We start from the raw sequence: 18,393 nt of genomic DNA on the forward strand, positions 1-18,393 counted from the left end.
CATCTTTTTTTTCGGTGGAACCGCCTCTTATATATAGGAGTTTGGAATAAATGTTATGGTATATATGAATTTCCCCAATAAAATAACGGCGTGTAAAATGGAAGCAAAACGATGCATTCAGGAGGAGTGTCAGGATGAAACAGATTGCCGTTCTGGGCGCCGGCACGATGGGAATTGGAATTGTCCGGCTCTTTGCGGAGCATGGCTACGAGGTTTGCTTGTATGAGCCGCATATGGCGCGTACCGTCCTTGATGAGAAGCTGCGTTCGTTCGAGGATAATCGCATGAACGACTCCGGCCGTCCAGATGACAGCCGCTTTTCCGTTCGTATTTACGAAGATATCTCGAAAGCGATTGCAAACGCAGATTTAATCGTAGAGGCGGTGCCGGAGCAGCTTGAGATCAAGCGCGAGGTATACCGCCAACTGGCCCAAAATATCCGTGATAATGCCATTGTAGCTTCCAATACTTCTACTTTTGCACTCGAAACCTTAGCCGAAAACCAGCCGTTCAGCGACAGAATGATCATTATGCATTTTTTTAACCCCGCACATCTCATTCCGCTGGTCGAAATTGTCGGATTGCCGGACACGCCTTCTGCGATTATCGATGAGACGGTCAACCTTATGCGCAGCTGCGGTAAGACGCCTGTCGTGCTCAAGCGGGACATTCCCGGTTTTATCGCCAACCGTCTGCAGGCCGCGCTACTCCGTGAAGCATTTTATCTGTTGGAAAATGGAATTGCCGACGCCGAGCAGATCGATACGGTCGTCAAGGAAGCGCTCGGACTTCGCTACGCTTTCAAAGGGCCGTTCGAAATCGCCGATTTGGGCGGGCTCGATATATGGTCGAAGGTGACCGGACATCTCTTCCCCGAGCTTGGCGTAAGCCGGAGCGCGCCGGAATCCTTGCTTGCCAAAGCGGCGGAGGGGCAGCTCGGAGCGAAGAGCGGCGCAGGGTTCTATCGTTATGATGATGCCGGCGAAGCCGTGAATGGGCTTGAGCGGCAGTTGCAAGCGTTGGTTCGGTTGAAGCGCGAATCGGCAGGTCGTTGATTCGGAGGAATCAAGGTTATCCGTCTGTAAGTTTCAATCATGCGATAGGGTGACCATTCCGGTTGCATGAAAAAGCTACATTCTCTTCTTAGTTGGAGGAGGCTGTAGCTTTTATTCAATCGCACCCTATTGTACCGATCCAGGGCTGACTTGGCCGTAAACGAATACGATACATAAAAATAAAGCCATCGACGCATAAAGAAGGATTGATTTGTTTCTTCGCTGAATGCCGTGGTAAAAAAGGTTATTAATGGAATGGAAACGTTCAACTTGTCCCACGAAGTATAGCGCAGAGCACGAATTACATCCACTGCCTCGGTTAATTTGTTTCTACTGAAACCTACTAAACCTGATGTCGGAGGATATTCTATACTTTGCTATGAACATTTAATTCGGATCTCGTTCGATGAAAGTTTTAAAAATCTTTAAGTGGAAAATTAAATGGATAAACCTGAAATTTTGCAACCTAACCCGAAAAAATGGTATTTAATTTACACACTAGATACTATATTATTGGAAAAAAATGAGTGTATTTGAAAAAGGACGGAGGAACAACTTATGTTTGGGGCATCGGTTATCATTCCCACATTCAACAAAGAATATTACTTAGGACTGACTTTATCTGGATTTTTATTGCAAACGAGAAAAGATTTTGAAATTATTATTATTAACGATGGAGGGAATAAAGCTGAAACTGAAAGTGTAATCGATAAGTATAGTAAAAGTCTTAATATTAAGTATATATACCAGGAAAATCAAGGTCGTTCATATTCAAGGAATAGAGGCATGGAAATTGCTACTGGAGATTACATTATATTTAGTGATGACGACAGAATACCAAACCCAGAATTTGTAAGTCGGCATCTAGAATTATTATCAAATTCACCGAAAAAAGTTAGCATTGGATATAAACAAGTTGTTTTTTCATACTATAAAAAACAGTTGAGTGTTAACTTTCAGATTTACCATGAGATGATTCGAAAAAATCCGGAGATTATTGAAAAAGTTCTTAAAAATAGTGAGGGAAGTTTATTTACATCTGATGAATTAATTGGAGATTTTTATTCAACTATGAATAAGTGGCACTTCTGGACGCCTCGTGATAACTACGAGGATATTACAACAGTCTTCACCGATGAACTCCAAGGGTTTCACCTTGGATGGATTCTTGCAACCACAGGAAATATGGCATTTGATCGCACCTCAAGTTCATCTTTAAAATTTGATGAAAACTACACCGGTTGGGGGGTAGAGGATACTGATTTTTCATTCCAACTTAAAATGGATGGAAATGATTTTGTTGTAAATCGAGAAGCGGTTAACTATCATCAAATTCATTCGAGAGGGGCTACGGAGGGGAAAGAAGTCGAAAGGAATTTGTTATATTTTATGAAGAAATTTAATAATCCCGAAATAGCGTTGTTCATCCGATACTTTAAAGGTGAAATTAACTTAATTGATGCAAATAAAATCGTAGATTCTATAGATCGACATTCAAATGACCATCTTACAAAAGATTATATTTTGTTATTAGGAAAACATATGAATCATGTCGGTGAAATTCCATGGAGATAATTCGATTAGAAGAAATTACGAAAATATATAAACAACCACTAAAAGATGTTGGCCTTCTTGGATCATTAAAACATCTAATAAAACCAGTTTATATCAATAAAGTCGCAGTTGATAAAATCAACTTATCAATTTTCAATGGAGAATCAGTTGCTTTTTTGGGGGCTAATGGTGCTGGGAAATCAACAACTATTAAGATGTTAACGGGAGTATTAGTACCTACAAGTGGCTTTATTTCAGTTCATGGATACGTGCCTCATGCAGAGCGAAAAAAATATACAAAAAGTATTGGTGTTGTATTCGGTCAGAGAACACAACTGTGGTGGGATATACCTGTAATAGAAACATTTGAGATGCTAAAGCATATTTATGAAATTTCGAATAACACTTATAAGGATAACATAAAAAAGTTTAATGACTTACTCGGAATTAATGAGTTTAGTCATTTATCTGCAAGGAAACTCTCGCTGGGACAAAGAATGAGGGCAGATATTGCAGCAGCATTATTGCATAATCCGAAAATAGTTTTTTTAGATGAGCCAACAATAGGTCTGGATATTGAGGTGAAAAAGAAAATAAGAGGGTTTATAAAGCAAATGAACTGCGAACATGATACGACAATAATACTAACAACTCATGATTTAGATGATATTGAAGACATATGTAAAAGATTAATCGTAATTGATAACGGAATTATTATTTACGATGGAGATCTATTACAGGCAAAAGATAGGTATGCAAAACATAGAATGATAACTATAAAATTCGATAAGCAAGTGGATCGTATTGAATCAGTTTTAGATTATTTTCCCTCATGCGAATTGCAAAAAATCAATGATAAGCAATACATTATTAAATTCGATAAATTTGAATGCACTGCCAGTGAAATAATCAGTGCATTAATGAAAATATCTCCGGTAATTGATTTCGTAATACAAGAACCTGGTATTAACCAAGTTATCGAAAATATAAACATAAGATCCGTTAAGGTAACCTAAATGAAAGTTAAAAAATATATATCAATTATGAAGTCAGCAATGTTGGATTCAATTGCTTACCGCTCAGCCTATTTTAATAACTTAATATTCAGATTTGTTCAAATAATGTGCATGTTCTACATTTGGAAAACGGCATTTTCCATTAACCACGAAATAAATGGATTTTCATGGGCTGAAATAAAACAGTATCTATTAATAACTTACATATGTACAAACCTAATGTCACTAAAGACAGATTTTGAAATATCAAAGAAAATAATGCTTGGCAGTGTTGTAATTGATTTATTAAGACCTATTAGTTTTCAAATAGCTAATTTTGCTCAAATTATTGGTGCAAGTTTACTGGAAGCTTCAGTGAGTACAATTATTAGTGGATTTGTTTTAGCAATTATTTTTCAGGTACAGATTCCCACTGATACTATCACATTGATCTTATTAGTCATAAGTATATTTATGTCTTTGATGGTGAGGTTCACTTTGATTTTTTTATTCAGCCTATTTTGTTTCTGGACCACAAGTATAAATGGAATAGTAGCGTTAAGAACAGCACTTACTAACCTTTTTTCAGGTGCATTAATCCCGCTAAGTTTCTTTCCAAAATGGGCTGAAAACATAGCGTTGTACTCCCCGTTTCAATCATTGATTCATACGCCTGCATCAATTTTCATGACGAATGTCGATTTCAAAACTGCTGTTTTGTTAATTACTATACAAGTTTTTTGGTTTATTGTTATTTGGATTCTTGGAAAAATGTTTTGGAAAATAGCCGTAAGAAAGCTAACTGTATTCGGAGGATAAAATTCAGGAGTGGTTATATTACAAAATGCTTATATATCTTCGATTATTTTTAATAAGTTTCAAAATCAGTTTAGAGTATAAAGCAGATTTATTCATAATGCTAATCTCGTCTATTTTTACAAGTGCATTGGGACTGATTTTTCTCAATCTGTTGTTTAATAAAATACCACACATTAATGGTTGGACTCATGAGCAAATCATTTTTGTTTATGGCATGGTCGTTTTTACCGAGGGAATAGCTTCATTCTTTTTCGAGGGAGTATGGCTATTGCCTTATCAAATAAACTCAGGTTCTTTTGATAAATATCTACTAAAACCGATTTCACCTGTTATTCAAGTGTTGAGCTCAAAGATGGGTACGAACGGCATAGGAAACATCCTTTTAGGTATGTCAATGATACTGTATTCAATAACAAACACAAATGTTGAATGGGGATTCTTAAAAATTATAGGAAGTATAATTATTATATTCTCTGCATGTTTTATACCTGTAGCTATCAATTTAGCTGCTAATTCACTTACTTTTTGGTTTACAAATGCTGGTATAGCACTGCCGGTTTCAATCAATAGTATTCATGAGTTCGGTAAGTACCCTATAACTATTTACCACAATATTTTGCAATTTGGTTTGCTTATATTAATACCTTATGCATTCGTTGGATTTATACCGGCATCATTTATTTTTGATATTGATCAATGGAGCTCATTATGGATTTTATGTCCTGTTATTTCTATATATTGTGTAATAGCATCATTATTTATATTTAAAAGAGGGATTAAAAAATACGAAAGCACTGGCAATTGAGGTTAACGTAAAGGGTTTATCAATTAGTTCGATGCTGACATAGTTAGATTAGGGAAGGAGGTGATGAAAATGAGCTTTGTGCTCCGTGGTTTGCCAGAGGGTATTGTTGGACATTCGAACGTTCAAGCAAACTCGTTCGAAGAGCTTCTTAACAAGTATCCGCAATTAGCGAACGTAAAGGAAAAGATCTCGGTTGCTGGCAATGTAGTATCTGGTTTTGCATCTTGCGATGGGTAGGTTATTTGAAACATGCAGGGCGGTATTACCGCTCTGCTTGTTTTATCATTCTAAAGAGAAGGTGAATTTATATGTTTAACTTTGAAGATACTCGTTATAATCGACAAGAACAAATGCCTGAATGGGGAAAAGAAAGACAAGAAAAGCTAAAAGAAGCAAAAGTAGCTGTTATAGGTGCCGGTGGTGTAAAATCTACATTCTTGATGGCACTCGTAGCAGGTGGCATTGGGAACATTCGTATTATTGAATTTGATACTATAGAACTTTCAAATTTAAATAGACAAGTTCTTTATAGGACAGATGATATCGGTAGAACAAAAGGGCAAGCAGCATTAACAACTCTTACACGTCTAAATCCAGATATTAATATAGAACTAATTGAAGAGAAAATCTCTGAAAATAATATAGATAATTTATTAAAAGATTGGGACTTTATTGTCGAAGGTGGGGAATCTCCGGCAGGAAGAAATCTTGTAAACGAGTACTGCCTACAACATAAAAAACCATTTACACATGCATCAGCTCAATTTTCATATGGCTATGCTTTTTCTGTAGTTCCCAAAGAAAAGTCAGCTTGTTTTGCATGTTTTTTTCCTGAAGACCATACAAGGCCTGAACATACTGGTGCAGTACCCGTAAATGTACTGTCAACTTCGTTAGCTGGAAGCATAGGGGCAGCTGAAGTTTTTAAATGGTTCCTAGGATATCAAGATAGAATGTTAACAAACAAACGGCTTTGCTTTAGTTCGCTACTATTGAGTGGCGAGTTTACTGTTGAGCAGCAATCGAGGCGTGAGGATTGTCCCGTTTGTTCCATTCACTATAACAATTGATGTAGGTGGATAGTATGCCCGATCAGAGGCTAACAAAACTGGCTGAAATAATTCTATCATACTCATTGAAAATTAAACCGAAAGAAAAAGTATTTATAGAGATGTTAGGACCAACAACAGAATTAGGAATGATCTTGATAAATAAAGCTTACGAATTAGGAGCGGAGCCATACTTCTCTGTAAAAAGTTCAGAATTAATGGGGTGTCTTCTTCATCAAGCTAACATTAATCAAATAACAAAAATTGCGGATTCCGAGATTTACCGTTTAAAAGGGATGGATGCATACATATCAATTAGAGCATCGAATAATCTATATGAATGGTCCTCATTATCTAATGAAAAATTGTTGTTATATCAAAATAACTATATGAGTCCAGTTCATTATAAATTCAGAATTCCACATATCAGATGGGTTAGTTTAAGATACCCTACTCCTGCAATGGCACAGCATGCTGGAATGAACACTCAAGAATTAATTGATATGTACTACGATTTAACGTGTATGGACTATGAAAAGTTATCAGTGGCAATGGAACCATTAAAAATGCGGTTAGAGAATGCAAAACATGTCACTATAAAAAGTTCAAACGTTGATCTTCATTTTCAATTGACGAATATCCCGGTAATACTTTGTGCTGGTAAAAATAATATACCAGATGGAGAAGTTTACACAGCTCCAATCAAAGAATCTATAGAAGGAACGATACTTTTTAATACGTCTTCAACTTATCAAGGCCATAATTTTCAACAAATCTCTTTAAGATTTAAAGAAGGCCGCATAGTTGAGTCAAATTCAAATAAACCAGAACTATTGGAGAAAATATTAGATATTGATGTTGGTGCTAGATATGTGGGTGAATTTGGACTTGGTTGTAATCCTAATATAAAAAAACCAATAAACGATACCATGTTTGACGAAAAAATTTTAGGTAGTTTTCATTTAGCATTAGGGAATTCTTATTCAAATGCATTTAATGGAAACCGATCAGCGATTCACTGGGACTTGGTTTATATGCTTGATCCGTCACATAATGGGGGGGAAATATGGTTTGACGATGAACTTATCATTAAAGATGGAAAATTTGTTCCAGGGTATTTAACTACTCTAAACAACTAAGGAGTAAAGATGATGCTAATTAGTCTGTGCATGATTGTAAAAAATGAGCAATTTTTTCTGCCATCGATGCTTCAAACATTAAGACCTTTTGTTGAAGAAATTGTTATTGTTGATACGGGCTCTACAGATAATACAATTGAAGTATCAAGGAAATTTACTGATCGATTGATCACTCTAGACGAGTTCCCTGGATTTTCGGAAGCAAGGAACCTTGCAATAAATAATGCAAGAGGAGATTGGATTCTATCACTTGATGCAGACGAGATTATATTACCTGAGGATATGCTAAAGCTTAGAAGGATTGCTCGAACTGCACCTTTTGATGATGGTTTTTTTATATCTAGAACACATTATACAGGAAATGGACGTTGGTCCTTGACATGGGGAATTAAGTTCTTTAAAAGGATTGAATCTATTCGTTATTGTAAGAATATTCATGAGAGCGTTGGGGAAGCTATCACTGATTGGCAGGAACCATTTGGAAGACGTTTACCTTGGATAACTGATGTTCAAATTCATCACTTTGAAATATGGAAGACGAAGGAGCAATTAATAAGTAAACATTATCACTATATAGATCTATTAGAAAAGGAAATACAGGAACGTCCATTTGATGCACATATATATGCATTCCTTGCACTCGAACATTTTGCTGTCTTTGGTGTAAATACTGCAATTGAAACATCAGATCGTGCAATTAATGCTTTAATAAAGGACGGTGGTAATCCGAGTGGGTTACCATTGTTATTCCGTGCACTATTCAATTTAAAAAAACATAATGTTATTGATGCTCAGGCTGATCTTGAAAAAATAATGTCAGATGGACGATCATATACTTTTAAGGCAGCCGCTGCACTAGCAAATATCCAATATAAAAATAGTAATTTTGAAGCAGCCATAGAATTGTTAAATTATGCATTAAATCAGATTGGAAGAGATCCAGCAATACTTTGTAATCTTGCAATATGCAATGAATCCCTTGGCCGATACGAAGAAGCATTGTTATTATATCGAGAAGTTTTACTTATCAGTCCATATTTAAGTGATTCAAGAATCTATTCCTCTCCAAGTAACGAGAGCGTATATTCAATGCAGGAGGATTTATTTACCAATTACAAAGGTGTTTGGTACCATATTGTTGATTGTTTACAATTTCTGGGGCATGTTGATCTAGAGAAAAAAGCAAGAAAAAGAATTGAACTGATATTGAATAGTTCAAATCATTCAATAGATTTCATACATGGTGAGCCGAATACATCATATAGTGAATTTTCAATTTTTACTAAATAGTATGTTCTAAGCTACATATAAGTAATAAATTCGAATTAACTGTCTCTACGTAATAAAAATATTAAAATACTATCTATTAATATCAATCGATATAGACCGCAATTAAGATTATAACCTGACAAGCAAACGATAGATTGTTTCTAGCGGAAGCGTATTGACTAGTTTCATGAATTAGCTCACGTGAAGTTTTATCTTATAGAACTTCTCGGAAAAGACGTTATTAACAGCGTCCGCTTTAAGCCATAACCATAATCCTTTCACAGCATTTAGATTCAAACTATACGGCGGTAGAAAAATCAACTGTAGACGCAGATCTTCTTCCAGAAGAGGCCGTAAGCCAAATCGCATGATGAATGCGGCTGTTATCCAGAATCATGGATTCATCTTCAGATAGGAGATGTTGAATCTCTTAGGATTTCACCTGTGCCTTCAGTCTGGCAAACGTATGCTTACGGAACACGGCCTGCGCATCCGGACCTGCTTTCGCAATGTATAAGTTGCTTTAGTGAAGCTGAAAATCATGCGTTTGAGCATCGCGCTAGTACCTCTACACTCATCACAACATTATACTCATGTTTAATCCACTCCAACACAAGCGGAAGCGTCCAGGTATAATCCGCTTACATCAATTGGTTGTTTCTGACCCAGCAAAGCCACCAACTGATAACGTTGCTGATCGTTGAGTTTGGGCGGTTGACCGGGAGAATGAGTCCAGTAGGGACGTGTTTATAAATGCTGATCGTTTGATGAACCCAGTCAAGAGTTGTCCGATTCCCGAAAATGAGAGTCCTTCCAGATCAAGCAGAACGGCTAGATATCTTTCGTAGAGGCGCTTATCCGGTGTTTCTCTCACGGCTTTGTTTAATCGTTCAATCTTTGCTTACTTGCGCTTTGTGCTGTTCATGTTCAGCGCCACCTTAGGTTGAAGAATACTATTTATTACCCCGTTTGGCCGCGAGTTTGACACTGGTAGCTCATTAGTTGCAGTTCATATATACTCTTTTTACATAAAATGATGATATAATTCATATATTTTCTGGGGGTGATTTGATGAAGGTAGAAGATATATTTGGTGAGTTACCCATATTGCAAACAGAAAGAACAATTCTAAGGAAGATAAGAATTGATGATGTAGATGACATTTTTGAGTATAGCTCAAATTCAGAGGTTTCAAAATACACCACATGGTACATGCATCAATCAAAAAGCGATACTCAGAAGTTTGTTGAATCGGTTATTGATAAATATAGGGAAAGAAAAATTGCTCCATGGGGCATTGAAGATGCCCAAACTAAAAGAGTAGTAGGTACTGCAGGATTTGTGTACTGGGATACTATCCATTTAAAAGCGGAACTGGGATATGCTTTGTCTGCAGATTTATGGAATAAGGGCTATATGACAGAGATTGTTAAAAAAATGGTTGAGTTCGGATTTGAACAAATGAAATTAGTTAGAATTGAAGCAAGATGTCAAATTGATAATATCGGTTCATCACGGGTAATGGAGAAAGTCGGTATGAAATATGAAGGAATACTGAGGAAATCAATTGTTGCCCAAAGTCGACACAAAGATGTGAAATTATACTCAATCCTGGACGAAGAATATCTTCAGGAAAATAAGTTTTGAATGTTATGCGAAGGTTTATCCGTCAGAGCGACAGAGGGCAGGCTAGGGGCTAAGAGCGGCGAAGGGTTCTATCGTTATGAAGAGACGGGCAAGACCGTGAATGCGGGCAGCAGTTGCAGGAGTTAATTAAGTTGAAACAAGAGTTGGCAGAGCGTTGATGCGGGGGAAATAATAGCCCAAAAGATGAGGCGCAATTGCGTTCTCATCTTTTGGGTTATCCCGGATACTGTTTGCCCGTCAAATCGTCAGCAGCTCCCGAATATCCTCCTCCGTAATCGAGGACAAAGCCTCTTGCCCCGGTTGGATGACTTCGTCGATAAGATGTTTTTTGCGCTGCTGGAGTGCGTACATCTTTTCTTCTACCGTGTCTTGGGCGATGAGGCGCAGCACCTGAACGACGTTTTTCTGGCCCATCCGATGCGCCCGGTCTGCAGCTTGCTGCTCGACGGCCGGGTTCCACCAGAGGTCGTAGAGGATGACGGTGTCGGCGCCGGTCAAGTTCAGTCCGGTTCCTCCCGCCTTCAGCGAGATCAGGAACACCTCGCGTTCGCCGTCGTTAAATCTGCTGCACAAGTCAACGCGTTCTGCTGCAGGGGTCTGCCCGTCGAGATAGAAGAACGGAACCCCTTGATAGCCGAGCTCCCGCGCCACCATGCCCAGCATTTCCGTAAATTGCGAGAATACGAGCATTCTTTTGCCCGCGTCCCGGCACTCTTCAATCAGCTCCATTAACTGTTCGAATTTGGCCGAGCCGCCTTCGTAACCCTCCACGAACAGAGCCGGGTGGCAGCACAGCTGGCGAAGTCGGGTAAGCCCGGCTAGAATCTTGATTCGGCTGCGTCCGAAGCCTTCTTCGTCGAGGTGCTTTAGCGTTTCCTTGCGCAATTTCGCCAGATAGCTTAAGTACAGCTTCTTCTGCTCCGGCAGCAGCACAGACGGTTGCACCGATTCGATTTTCTCGGGCAGCTCCGCGAGCACGTCCGTCTTCAGACGCCGTAGGAGGAACGGGCGAATCCTCTTGGCGACAGCTTCGCGGCTAAGCTCCGAGAACGTCTCGCGATCCTGGAACAGCTCCGGGAATACGATGTCGCAGATCGACCACAGCTCCTCGAGCGAATTTTCAATCGGCGTTCCGGTGAGCGCGAACCTGTAGCGGGCCTGCAAAGCTTTAACCGATTGGGCCGTCTGGGTGGCGTAGTTTTTGACCGCCTGTGCCTCGTCGAGAATCAATGTGTGAAAATAGCGCTCCGCATATGCGTCCACATCCCTGCGTAGAAGAGGGTACGAGGTGATCAGCACGTCGACTTGGGAGAGCTGCTCCAAAATACGGCTTCGTTCGATCTTGTCGCCGTCGCCGACGACCGCCCGGACCTCGGGAGCAAACTTGCGCAGCTCGTTGAGCCAATTGTAGCTGAGCGAAGCGGGACAGACGATAACGGCCGGCTGTCGCCGGTCCCTGATCTCGGGCAGCACGGATACGAGATAGGCGATGCTTTGCAGCGTTTTGCCCAGGCCCATATCGTCCGCCAAAATACCTCCAAACCGGTAATGAGCCAGCGTTCTAAGCCACTGATAGCCGAATTTCTGATAGTCTCGCATAATGGAATTCAGAGAGTCCGGAACAGGGAAATCGAGGCTGTCCGGGTTGCGCATATTTTCCAGCAGGCTGCGCAGCGACTTGCCGAGCTTCAAGACGGGATCTCTGTTATCCCCATCGATCAGGTGCAGCCCGCGCACGGCGGGAAGCTGGAACTCTGAGCCGGTCAGACTGCCCTTGTCTACCTTCATCACGGCGATAAATCGATTGATCGCCTCGTAATCGGGTGTCTCCAGAGGCATCAGCGCTCCGTTAGGAAGCTTGTAGTATCGTCTCTTGTCGCTTAGCGATTGGATCAGGTTGCGGATCTCCGTCACCGGCACGCCGTCCAGCTCGAACTTGCATTCCAGCCAGTTGGTCCGTTCGTCTACGTCGACGCGGATTCTCGGCGGAGCATGCCCGACGTGAAGCCTGATTTTTATCGCGGTGGTCGCGTATACCTTCAACAGCTGCTCAAGCTGCGGAATGATATGATACAGAAAATCGTACTGACCCTCCTCGTCCTCCATGAAATAGCCGCTTTCCGTTTTCATGAAATTCGCCTGATCCATCAGGTCGAGAATACGGGCTTCCTTGTCGCTTTCACGCATGAGAATTCGGTTGATTCCGCGTCCGGCCCGGGCGTTATCAAGCGGATTGATGACGATTTCGCCATAATGGAATTCGAGTCCGGCCAGCAGCCGGTCTCTTACGCGATCCAAATATAGCTTTGCTTTAAGAGGCGCCTGCACGACTTGCTCGGAGACCGCTTGGGATAGCCTGACGCTGCCGAGTCCCATCAAGCCGGGAACGACTTTCTCCATAAAAGGGGCCATTTGTTCGGACGAGACCCGAATGGTGCGGGCATCGCGCGCGTTGGCCAGCATTTTCTGAAGCTCGGAGAGCCGTCTGCATGGCTCGGGCTTCAGCTTGAGCAGTGCGCCGTCGGTAAGGACTAGGCCGTACGATTCCAGTACGATAAGCCGGTCGAGCCCTTGAACGTTCAGGCGATATCCCGAAGGCTCAGCTCCGGCGAAGCCGCCGTCCTGTTCAAGCTCGAACAGCAGGGGCATAGGCATGTCGGAGAAGCGGAGGCCTTCATAGGAAAAGCCGTCGTATTCGAGTCTTACGGACGAAGCCTGGGTCAACAGGGGAGCAAGCTCCTCCCACACGGACGGAGGAATCAGGAGCGTGCGATCTCCGCCGGCAGGGGTCGTATGAGCGGCAAAACCTCCAGAAGTGTCGCGGTACATTTTCTCGTTGCGGTGGAGCTCGATCAGTTGGCGAATGATGGCGTCGTTCGTTTCGTGAAAACAGTGCAGCTCAGGGTCGTAAGTAAAATACCGGGAGCATTCGTACTGTTCGCGCAGAGCGATACGATCTAGGAATTCACGCAGCTTCGGGACGACATAAGTTCGCTTGGAGCCGACTCTCAGCTCTATGGAAAACAAATTTTTACGAAATCCGTAATGGAACAGACTGACGATAAATTCCACGCTAAGCGGCTCGCGCGCATCGAAGATCGTCGACGCCCGGCTGGGACGGACGGGCTTGGTATCGAACATATCGAGCATAACGGTAGTTAACGCAGCATCCGTAGGGGCGCCAGAAGCTCTCGTGCTGTCTGGGAAACTCGGCTGTCCCGGTTGGTTTAGGCGATTAGGACGAGCGACGGGTTGCGTTGCGCTTATTGACGATTTGTCGGCCCCGGCTAATTGTCCCGATTGCTGAAGCTCGTACAGACTGAGCAGCGTGGCGGCGATATGGCGGCAGCTCTGGCTGGCGGAGAGATTAAGGTTAAGACATTCGCAGTCGGTGCGAATGTCCCCGTTGTCGTCGGCGCGAATATCGACGCGAAACCGCGAGTGCGTGCCTTTAACTGTAGCCGTACAGATGCGGAGGGCAGGATCGTAGTCGGCGATCGTCACTTTGCCCGCGCGGCAATCGACCTCTCCCCGTTCATAGGAGTAGGCGCCGCACATGGTTTTAATCTTTTTTTTCGTCAATTGAAAGCTCATAAGCGGACTCCTGATCTGATCTGGTCTTGTTGTCCCCATGATACCAGATTCGAAGACCTTAGACGACAATGATGGCAAGGTGGCGGTTTGTTTGACGGCAGCAAAAAGGGACCGACTCATAAGCAGGTTCATCCTTTCGGAAGACTCTTTACTTATGAGACAGCCCCTTTCTGGGTAGAATTACGCTAAATCTTCATGCAGCTCCCATTATTTCGCGGTCAGATTAATGTGATCCAGATCGGTATCGTTGTTGAAAATAAAGGATAATACGTAATCGCCGCGTTTATAGACGACTTTTTTCTGGACAAGCTTGCCGTTCTTAATCGTTTTCGTAGCGTCGGGACGGCCCCAATTGTGCACGAGCATTTTCAGGGTGATTCCTCCGATATTCGTCTGCCGCTCTACGTTCGTGCCGAAATAGCGGAGCTCGCGTATTTTGTTCAGCTTATAGCTTACGGCGTAGCCCGGATGCCCCATTTCTGCATGGTAAACATCGAAAGCGTCGGAGTCTTTGCCCGGAAGCTCGGGTTCGCCGATTTGCTTCTGAACATCCTGGCGAGTACTGACGCCGACGGTCAGACCGGCCATTGCTCCGGGGAATTGACCCTTAAGAGCCGGTTTATAGAAGCTGTTCAAGGTTTGCAGGGCTTGAGCTTTAGCCTGGGCCTGATCGTCCTTGACAGCTGCTGCGGATACGGATGGGGACGCGAGCGGATGACCTGAAGCTCCGATTAAGCCAAATGCTACCGCTGCGGATAAGAACACGACGCCCGTCGATTTCTTGAAATGCTTCATGCGAATGTCCTCCCTTGATGTCTGGATAAAAGCACGTGTACATAAAATAGACGGGTTTTCGGAAGATGAAGTTGCAAGGTTATTAGTGGCAGCTTACAAAATCGAGCATATCTTTGGAGGGCGAATCGGGTTATTTACGACGCATGCGCACCTCGGGAGCTTTTGACGCGGGGACGCAAAAAGTCCGCTGCTCTTAAGAGAGCAAACGGATCAAAGCGGGGAATCCGCACTCTCTTTCCTTTATTTTGAACCAAGGAAAGGGGGATTATGAAGCGGAATCCATTATTGAAGTTAAGGCATTTTTGAAAGATGGTCATTCCCGTTCCGCCAGATTGGCGAGCGAGCGCAGCCGCTCTTTGCGTCCGGGCAATTGGGACAGAAAGATGCGCAAGTCGGGGAAATCGCTCAGATTTAATGTGTAGTAAACCCATTGGCCGCGTTTTTCCTCGCTGATGAGTCCGGCTGTTCGAAGCTTGCGAAGATGCTGGCTCGCGTTGGGCTGGCTTGTACCCAGCAACTCTACGATGTCCGAGACGCATAAGTCTTTTTCCTGCAGCAGCCCCAAAATAGCTAACCTGGTACGATCCCCCAACAGCTTCAACAGCTCCGCCATTTGGCCCAATCGATCGCTCATTTCCCCAACTCCCTCTGTCCGCTTAGACTCTGGTTGAAATAACAGATTCGTGCATAATGATATATTAATTTATAACATAAAAGATAAACCAGATAAAGATTTGCGAGGCCTATATGCGCGGTATGCGGGCAGTTTGGCGCTATCGGGACAAGTAAGAGTAGTATGCAGTGTGGATGGCGAGGGAGGAGGGGATCGGATCTGAGGAGGGGCGTGAGGTGGGCTGACGGTCGGTAAAAGCAAAGCACAATCTAATCGTCCGGGCATACGAGCGACAAGATAATGGTCGGCCGCCTCCGCAGCTTGGCTCCAATCCTCCATCGCAGCCGGGCGGTGGAGGATGATTTTTGTCTAAGCCGATTTAATGCGGGAAAAGAAGCCGGAGATGGCCATTTCGGCGGCTCCCATCATGGCGGAGCGTTCGCCTAGCTCGGCGAAGAGAAACTGCGCCTTGCGCAAGTGGAAGCCGAGTGCGCGCTGCACGACAGTTTGGCGCAAGGAATTCTCTAGCCATGGGCGGGCTTGGCTTAGCCGGTTGCCGATAATGACGGCATCGGGGTTGAAGATGTTGACGATGTTTGCGATCCCGATGCCCAAATATTCGCCGATGCCGGCGAAGAGCTCTTGGACGTCCTGCCTTCCCGAGCTGGCCGCGGCCAGCAGCTGTTCCAAGTCGTCGAAGCCGAGCGAAGAAGCCTGCTTTAGCAGCGCACGCTCCGAGGCGTACAGCTCCCAGCAGCCTCGATTGCCGCAGGCGCAGCTTTGACCGTGAGCTTCGATAGACAGATGCCCCATCTCTCCCGAGAAGCCTGTCGTGCCTTTATAGAGCGATTTGTTCAAAATAAGCCCGGTACCGATTCCGATCCCGACGCTGACATAGACCAGATTGGCGATGTTGCGTCCGGCACCGTATTTTTGCTCGCCAAGCGCGCCCGCGTTGGCCTCGTTATCGATGATGACGGGCAGGCCGAAGCGCTCTGTCAGCATGCGCTGCAGCGGAATGTCCCGCCATTGCAGGTTGGGGGCGAACAGGATCGTTCCGTGCTCGTCGACGATGCCGGGAACGCCCGCTCCGATACCGACGATTCCGTAAGGGCTGGGCGGCGCTTCGGCGATCAGCGCTTCGACGCAGCCGCACAATTGCTCGAATACCGCTTCCGGCTCCGAACCGCGAAGAGGGGAAGTCTGCTCAGCAAGGATAACGCCCCGCATATCGACGAGCGCGCCGCGGACATAGTTGACGCCCAGATCGATGCCTATAGCATATCCGGAAGCGGCGACGAATTCGAGCATGACCGGCTTGCGCCCGCCGCTCGACTGGCCCGTTCCGATCTCCCGCACGAGCGAGCCGTCGATCAGATCCTGCACCAGGCTGGACACGGTTGCTTTATTAAGCCCGGTTTGCTCCGAGATTTGCGCGCGGGACAGGGGGGCTCCCCGCAAAATACTTTCCAGCACGATGGCTGTATTGATTCGTTTAATGAGCGCTTGATCGCCCGTAGGTGTCGTCATAGCGGCGCAGAAGCTCCTTCGGCTCGGATAGAGTGGCTTGGACGTGACTCATGACTTCATGATGGCTTGGTCCACATTTTGAAGTCCATTATAACATAAATTAATAACCTCAAAACTTAGTTTATTGGATAGACAAACTAAGTTGTCGGTGTTATGCTGAGATCAGATTACCAAAATGACATCGGTTTCAAGGAGGCCTATATTCGTTATGAGCAAATTCCCCAACGTTCCTCAAATCCAGTACGAAGGACGCGATTCGCAAAATCCGTTCGCGTTCCGCCACTACAACCCGCAAGAGGTCGTGCTCGGCAAAACGATGGAGGAGCATCTGCGCTTCGCCGTCGCTTACTGGCATACGTTCAACGCTAACGGAAGCGATCCATTCGGAGTCGGCACGGCGGTTCGGAGCTGGGATTCGCTCGCTCCGCTTGATAAGGCGAAGGCTCGGGTCGAGGCCAACTTCGAGCTGCTGGAGAAGCTGAACGTTCCGTTCTACGCTTTTCACGATGTGGACATTGCTCCGGAAGGGGCGACGCTGGCGGAGACGAACAAAAACCTTGACGTCATCGTCGCCATGCTGAAGGACTATCAGAAATCGACGGGCAAGAAGCTGCTCTGGAACACGGTTAACCTGTTCACGAACCCGCGCTACGTTCACGGCGCAAGCACGACGAACAACGCCGAGGTATTCGCCTATGCGGCAGCAACGTTGAAAAAAGGACTCGAGGTCGGCAAAGAGCTCGGCGCGGAAAACTACGTGTTCTGGGGCGGCCGCGAAGGCTACGAATCGCTGCTGAACACCGATATGAAGCTGGAGCTCGACAATCTGGCGCGCTTCCTGCACATGGCGGTAGAATACGCGAAGGAAATCGGCTTCGACGCCCAGTTCCTGATCGAGCCCAAGCCGAAGGAGCCTTCCAAGCACCAGTACGATTTTGACGCGGCTACGGCGATCGCGTTCCTGCAAAACTACGGCCTGAAGGACAGCTTCAAGCTAAACATCGAAGCGAACCATGCGACGTTGGCCGGTCATACGTTCGAGCATGAGCTTCGCGTAGCCAGCATCAACGGCATGCTCGGCTCGATTGACGCCAACCAGGGCGACCTGCTGCTTGGCTGGGATACCGACGAATTTCCGACCGATCTTGTCTCCACGACGCTGGCCATGTATGAAATTCTCAAGAACGACGGCCTCGGCCGCGGCGGCGTCAACTTCGACGCGAAGGTTCGCCGTTCGTCCTTCGAGGATGAGGACTTGTTCTTCGCGCATATTGCCGGTATGGACACCTATGCCCGCGGCTTGAAGGCGGCGGCAAAGCTGATCGAGGATCGCGTGCTCGACGATCTCGTGGCCAAGCGCTACAGCAGCTTCGGCGAGGGCATCGGCGCCGACATCGTGTCTGGCAAAGCGACACTGAAGTCGCTTGAAGCGTATGCGCTGCAGGCGAAGCCGATCCGTAATGAATCCGCTCGTCTGGAGCAGCTTAAAGCCGCCTTGAACGATATCATTTTCAGCGTATAAGCGAATA

Annotated in this window: 16 protein-coding genes; 11 read left to right on the forward strand and 5 right to left on the reverse strand. The window is 44.6% G+C overall.

Going from position 1 to position 18,393, the window contains the following annotated elements; translation table 11 throughout:
* Positions 1-134 precede the first annotated feature (134 nt).
* From J4772_RS27075 to J4772_RS27115, 9 genes are all read left to right on the forward strand, one after another.
* The gene (locus J4772_RS27075; protein WP_209072233.1) at positions 135-1,055 is read left to right on the forward strand and encodes a 3-hydroxyacyl-CoA dehydrogenase family protein; all 921 of its coding nucleotides are present in this window, start codon (positions 135-137) and stop codon (positions 1,053-1,055) included.
* Positions 1,056-1,613: 558 nt separating this feature from the next.
* Positions 1,614-2,630: a glycosyltransferase family 2 protein gene (locus J4772_RS27080; RefSeq protein WP_209072234.1), complete on the forward strand. Its 1,017-nt coding sequence runs from the start codon at positions 1,614-1,616 to the stop codon at positions 2,628-2,630.
* Complete coding sequence (locus J4772_RS27085; protein WP_209072235.1) at positions 2,621-3,625, forward strand: ABC transporter ATP-binding protein; 1,005 nt, start codon at positions 2,621-2,623, stop codon at positions 3,623-3,625. Before J4772_RS27080 ends, J4772_RS27085 begins: the two co-directional genes overlap by 10 nt.
* A complete protein-coding gene (locus tag J4772_RS27090) occupies positions 3,626-4,423 on the forward strand; it encodes an ABC transporter permease (protein WP_209072236.1) in 798 nt (265 codons plus the stop codon). It abuts the gene before it with no gap.
* Positions 4,424-4,520: 97 nt separating this feature from the next.
* On the forward strand, positions 4,521-5,228 hold the full coding sequence (locus J4772_RS27095; protein ID WP_209072237.1) for an ABC transporter permease: 708 nt from the start codon (positions 4,521-4,523) through the stop codon (positions 5,226-5,228).
* A 69-nt stretch (positions 5,229-5,297) separates the two neighbouring features.
* The gene (locus J4772_RS27100; RefSeq protein ID WP_209072238.1) at positions 5,298-5,465 is read left to right on the forward strand and encodes a hypothetical protein; all 168 of its coding nucleotides are present in this window, start codon (positions 5,298-5,300) and stop codon (positions 5,463-5,465) included.
* A 71-nt stretch (positions 5,466-5,536) separates the two neighbouring features.
* The gene (locus J4772_RS27105) at positions 5,537-6,298 is read left to right on the forward strand and encodes a HesA/MoeB/ThiF family protein (protein WP_209072239.1); all 762 of its coding nucleotides are present in this window, start codon (positions 5,537-5,539) and stop codon (positions 6,296-6,298) included.
* Positions 6,299-6,312: 14 nt separating this feature from the next.
* Positions 6,313-7,416: an aminopeptidase gene (locus tag J4772_RS27110; protein ID WP_209072240.1), complete on the forward strand. Its 1,104-nt coding sequence runs from the start codon at positions 6,313-6,315 to the stop codon at positions 7,414-7,416.
* Positions 7,417-7,425: 9 nt separating this feature from the next.
* Positions 7,426-8,706: a tetratricopeptide repeat-containing glycosyltransferase family 2 protein gene (locus J4772_RS27115; RefSeq protein ID WP_209072241.1), complete on the forward strand. Its 1,281-nt coding sequence runs from the start codon at positions 7,426-7,428 to the stop codon at positions 8,704-8,706.
* A gap of 171 nt (positions 8,707-8,877) precedes the next feature.
* Here J4772_RS27115 and J4772_RS37670 read toward each other — a convergent pair whose 3' ends face one another.
* Complete coding sequence (locus J4772_RS37670) at positions 8,878-9,054, reverse strand: transposase (RefSeq protein WP_209072242.1); 177 nt, start codon at positions 9,052-9,054, stop codon at positions 8,878-8,880.
* 702 nt (positions 9,055-9,756) lie between these two features.
* On the opposite strand from J4772_RS37670, the gene J4772_RS27125 reads away from it, so the two are divergent.
* Positions 9,757-10,332, forward strand: coding sequence for a GNAT family N-acetyltransferase (locus J4772_RS27125; protein WP_209072243.1), 576 nt, complete (start codon positions 9,757-9,759; stop codon positions 10,330-10,332).
* 237 nt (positions 10,333-10,569) lie between these two features.
* On the opposite strand, the gene J4772_RS27130 is transcribed toward J4772_RS27125, so the two are convergent.
* From J4772_RS27130 to J4772_RS27145, 4 genes are all read right to left on the reverse strand, one after another.
* Positions 10,570-13,926 (reverse strand): DEAD/DEAH box helicase, encoded by a 3,357-nt coding sequence (locus J4772_RS27130; protein WP_209072244.1) that lies wholly within the window; start codon positions 13,924-13,926, stop codon positions 10,570-10,572.
* A 207-nt stretch (positions 13,927-14,133) separates the two neighbouring features.
* Positions 14,134-14,721: a YjgB family protein gene (locus J4772_RS27135; RefSeq protein ID WP_209072245.1), complete on the reverse strand. Its 588-nt coding sequence runs from the start codon at positions 14,719-14,721 to the stop codon at positions 14,134-14,136.
* Positions 14,722-15,034: 313 nt separating this feature from the next.
* Complete coding sequence (locus J4772_RS27140) at positions 15,035-15,355, reverse strand: ArsR/SmtB family transcription factor (protein ID WP_116063751.1); 321 nt, start codon at positions 15,353-15,355, stop codon at positions 15,035-15,037.
* Positions 15,356-15,703: 348 nt separating this feature from the next.
* On the reverse strand, positions 15,704-16,864 hold the full coding sequence (locus J4772_RS27145; RefSeq protein WP_209072246.1) for an ROK family transcriptional regulator: 1,161 nt from the start codon (positions 16,862-16,864) through the stop codon (positions 15,704-15,706).
* A gap of 208 nt (positions 16,865-17,072) precedes the next feature.
* Here J4772_RS27145 and xylA point away from each other — a divergent pair, with 208 nt between their 5' ends.
* Complete coding sequence (gene xylA, locus J4772_RS27150; RefSeq protein ID WP_209072247.1) at positions 17,073-18,386, forward strand: xylose isomerase; 1,314 nt, start codon at positions 17,073-17,075, stop codon at positions 18,384-18,386.
* Positions 18,387-18,393 lie beyond the last annotated feature (7 nt).

It is taken from the genome of Cohnella sp. LGH, from assembly GCF_017671885.1.
In the GTDB taxonomy this organism is placed as follows: Bacteria; Bacillota; Bacilli; order Paenibacillales; family Paenibacillaceae; genus Cohnella; species Cohnella phaseoli.

Bases quoted from the DNA above. Each gene is read 5' to 3' on its own strand.
- J4772_RS27075 (WP_209072233.1), top strand. From the start codon at position 135: ATGAAACAGATTGCCGTTCTGGGCGCCGGCACGATGGGAATTGGAATT.
- J4772_RS27080 (WP_209072234.1), top strand. From the start codon at position 1,614: ATGTTTGGGGCATCGGTTATCATTCCCACATTCAACAAAGAATATTAC.
- J4772_RS27085 (WP_209072235.1), top strand. From the start codon at position 2,621: ATGGAGATAATTCGATTAGAAGAAATTACGAAAATATATAAACAACCA.
- J4772_RS27090 (WP_209072236.1), top strand. From the start codon at position 3,626: ATGAAAGTTAAAAAATATATATCAATTATGAAGTCAGCAATGTTGGAT.
- J4772_RS27095 (WP_209072237.1), top strand. From the start codon at position 4,521: ATGCTAATCTCGTCTATTTTTACAAGTGCATTGGGACTGATTTTTCTC.
- J4772_RS27100 (WP_209072238.1), top strand. From the start codon at position 5,298: ATGAGCTTTGTGCTCCGTGGTTTGCCAGAGGGTATTGTTGGACATTCG.
- J4772_RS27105 (WP_209072239.1), top strand. From the start codon at position 5,537: ATGTTTAACTTTGAAGATACTCGTTATAATCGACAAGAACAAATGCCT.
- J4772_RS27110 (WP_209072240.1), top strand. From the start codon at position 6,313: ATGCCCGATCAGAGGCTAACAAAACTGGCTGAAATAATTCTATCATAC.
- J4772_RS27115 (WP_209072241.1), top strand. From the start codon at position 7,426: ATGATGCTAATTAGTCTGTGCATGATTGTAAAAAATGAGCAATTTTTT.
- J4772_RS37670 (WP_209072242.1), bottom strand. From the start codon at position 9,054: ATGCGATTTGGCTTACGGCCTCTTCTGGAAGAAGATCTGCGTCTACAG.
- J4772_RS27125 (WP_209072243.1), top strand. From the start codon at position 9,757: ATGAAGGTAGAAGATATATTTGGTGAGTTACCCATATTGCAAACAGAA.
- J4772_RS27130 (WP_209072244.1), bottom strand. From the start codon at position 13,926: ATGAGCTTTCAATTGACGAAAAAAAAGATTAAAACCATGTGCGGCGCC.
- J4772_RS27135 (WP_209072245.1), bottom strand. From the start codon at position 14,721: ATGAAGCATTTCAAGAAATCGACGGGCGTCGTGTTCTTATCCGCAGCG.
- J4772_RS27140 (WP_116063751.1), bottom strand. From the start codon at position 15,355: ATGAGCGATCGATTGGGCCAAATGGCGGAGCTGTTGAAGCTGTTGGGG.
- J4772_RS27145 (WP_209072246.1), bottom strand. From the start codon at position 16,864: ATGACGACACCTACGGGCGATCAAGCGCTCATTAAACGAATCAATACA.
- xylA (WP_209072247.1), top strand. From the start codon at position 17,073: ATGAGCAAATTCCCCAACGTTCCTCAAATCCAGTACGAAGGACGCGAT.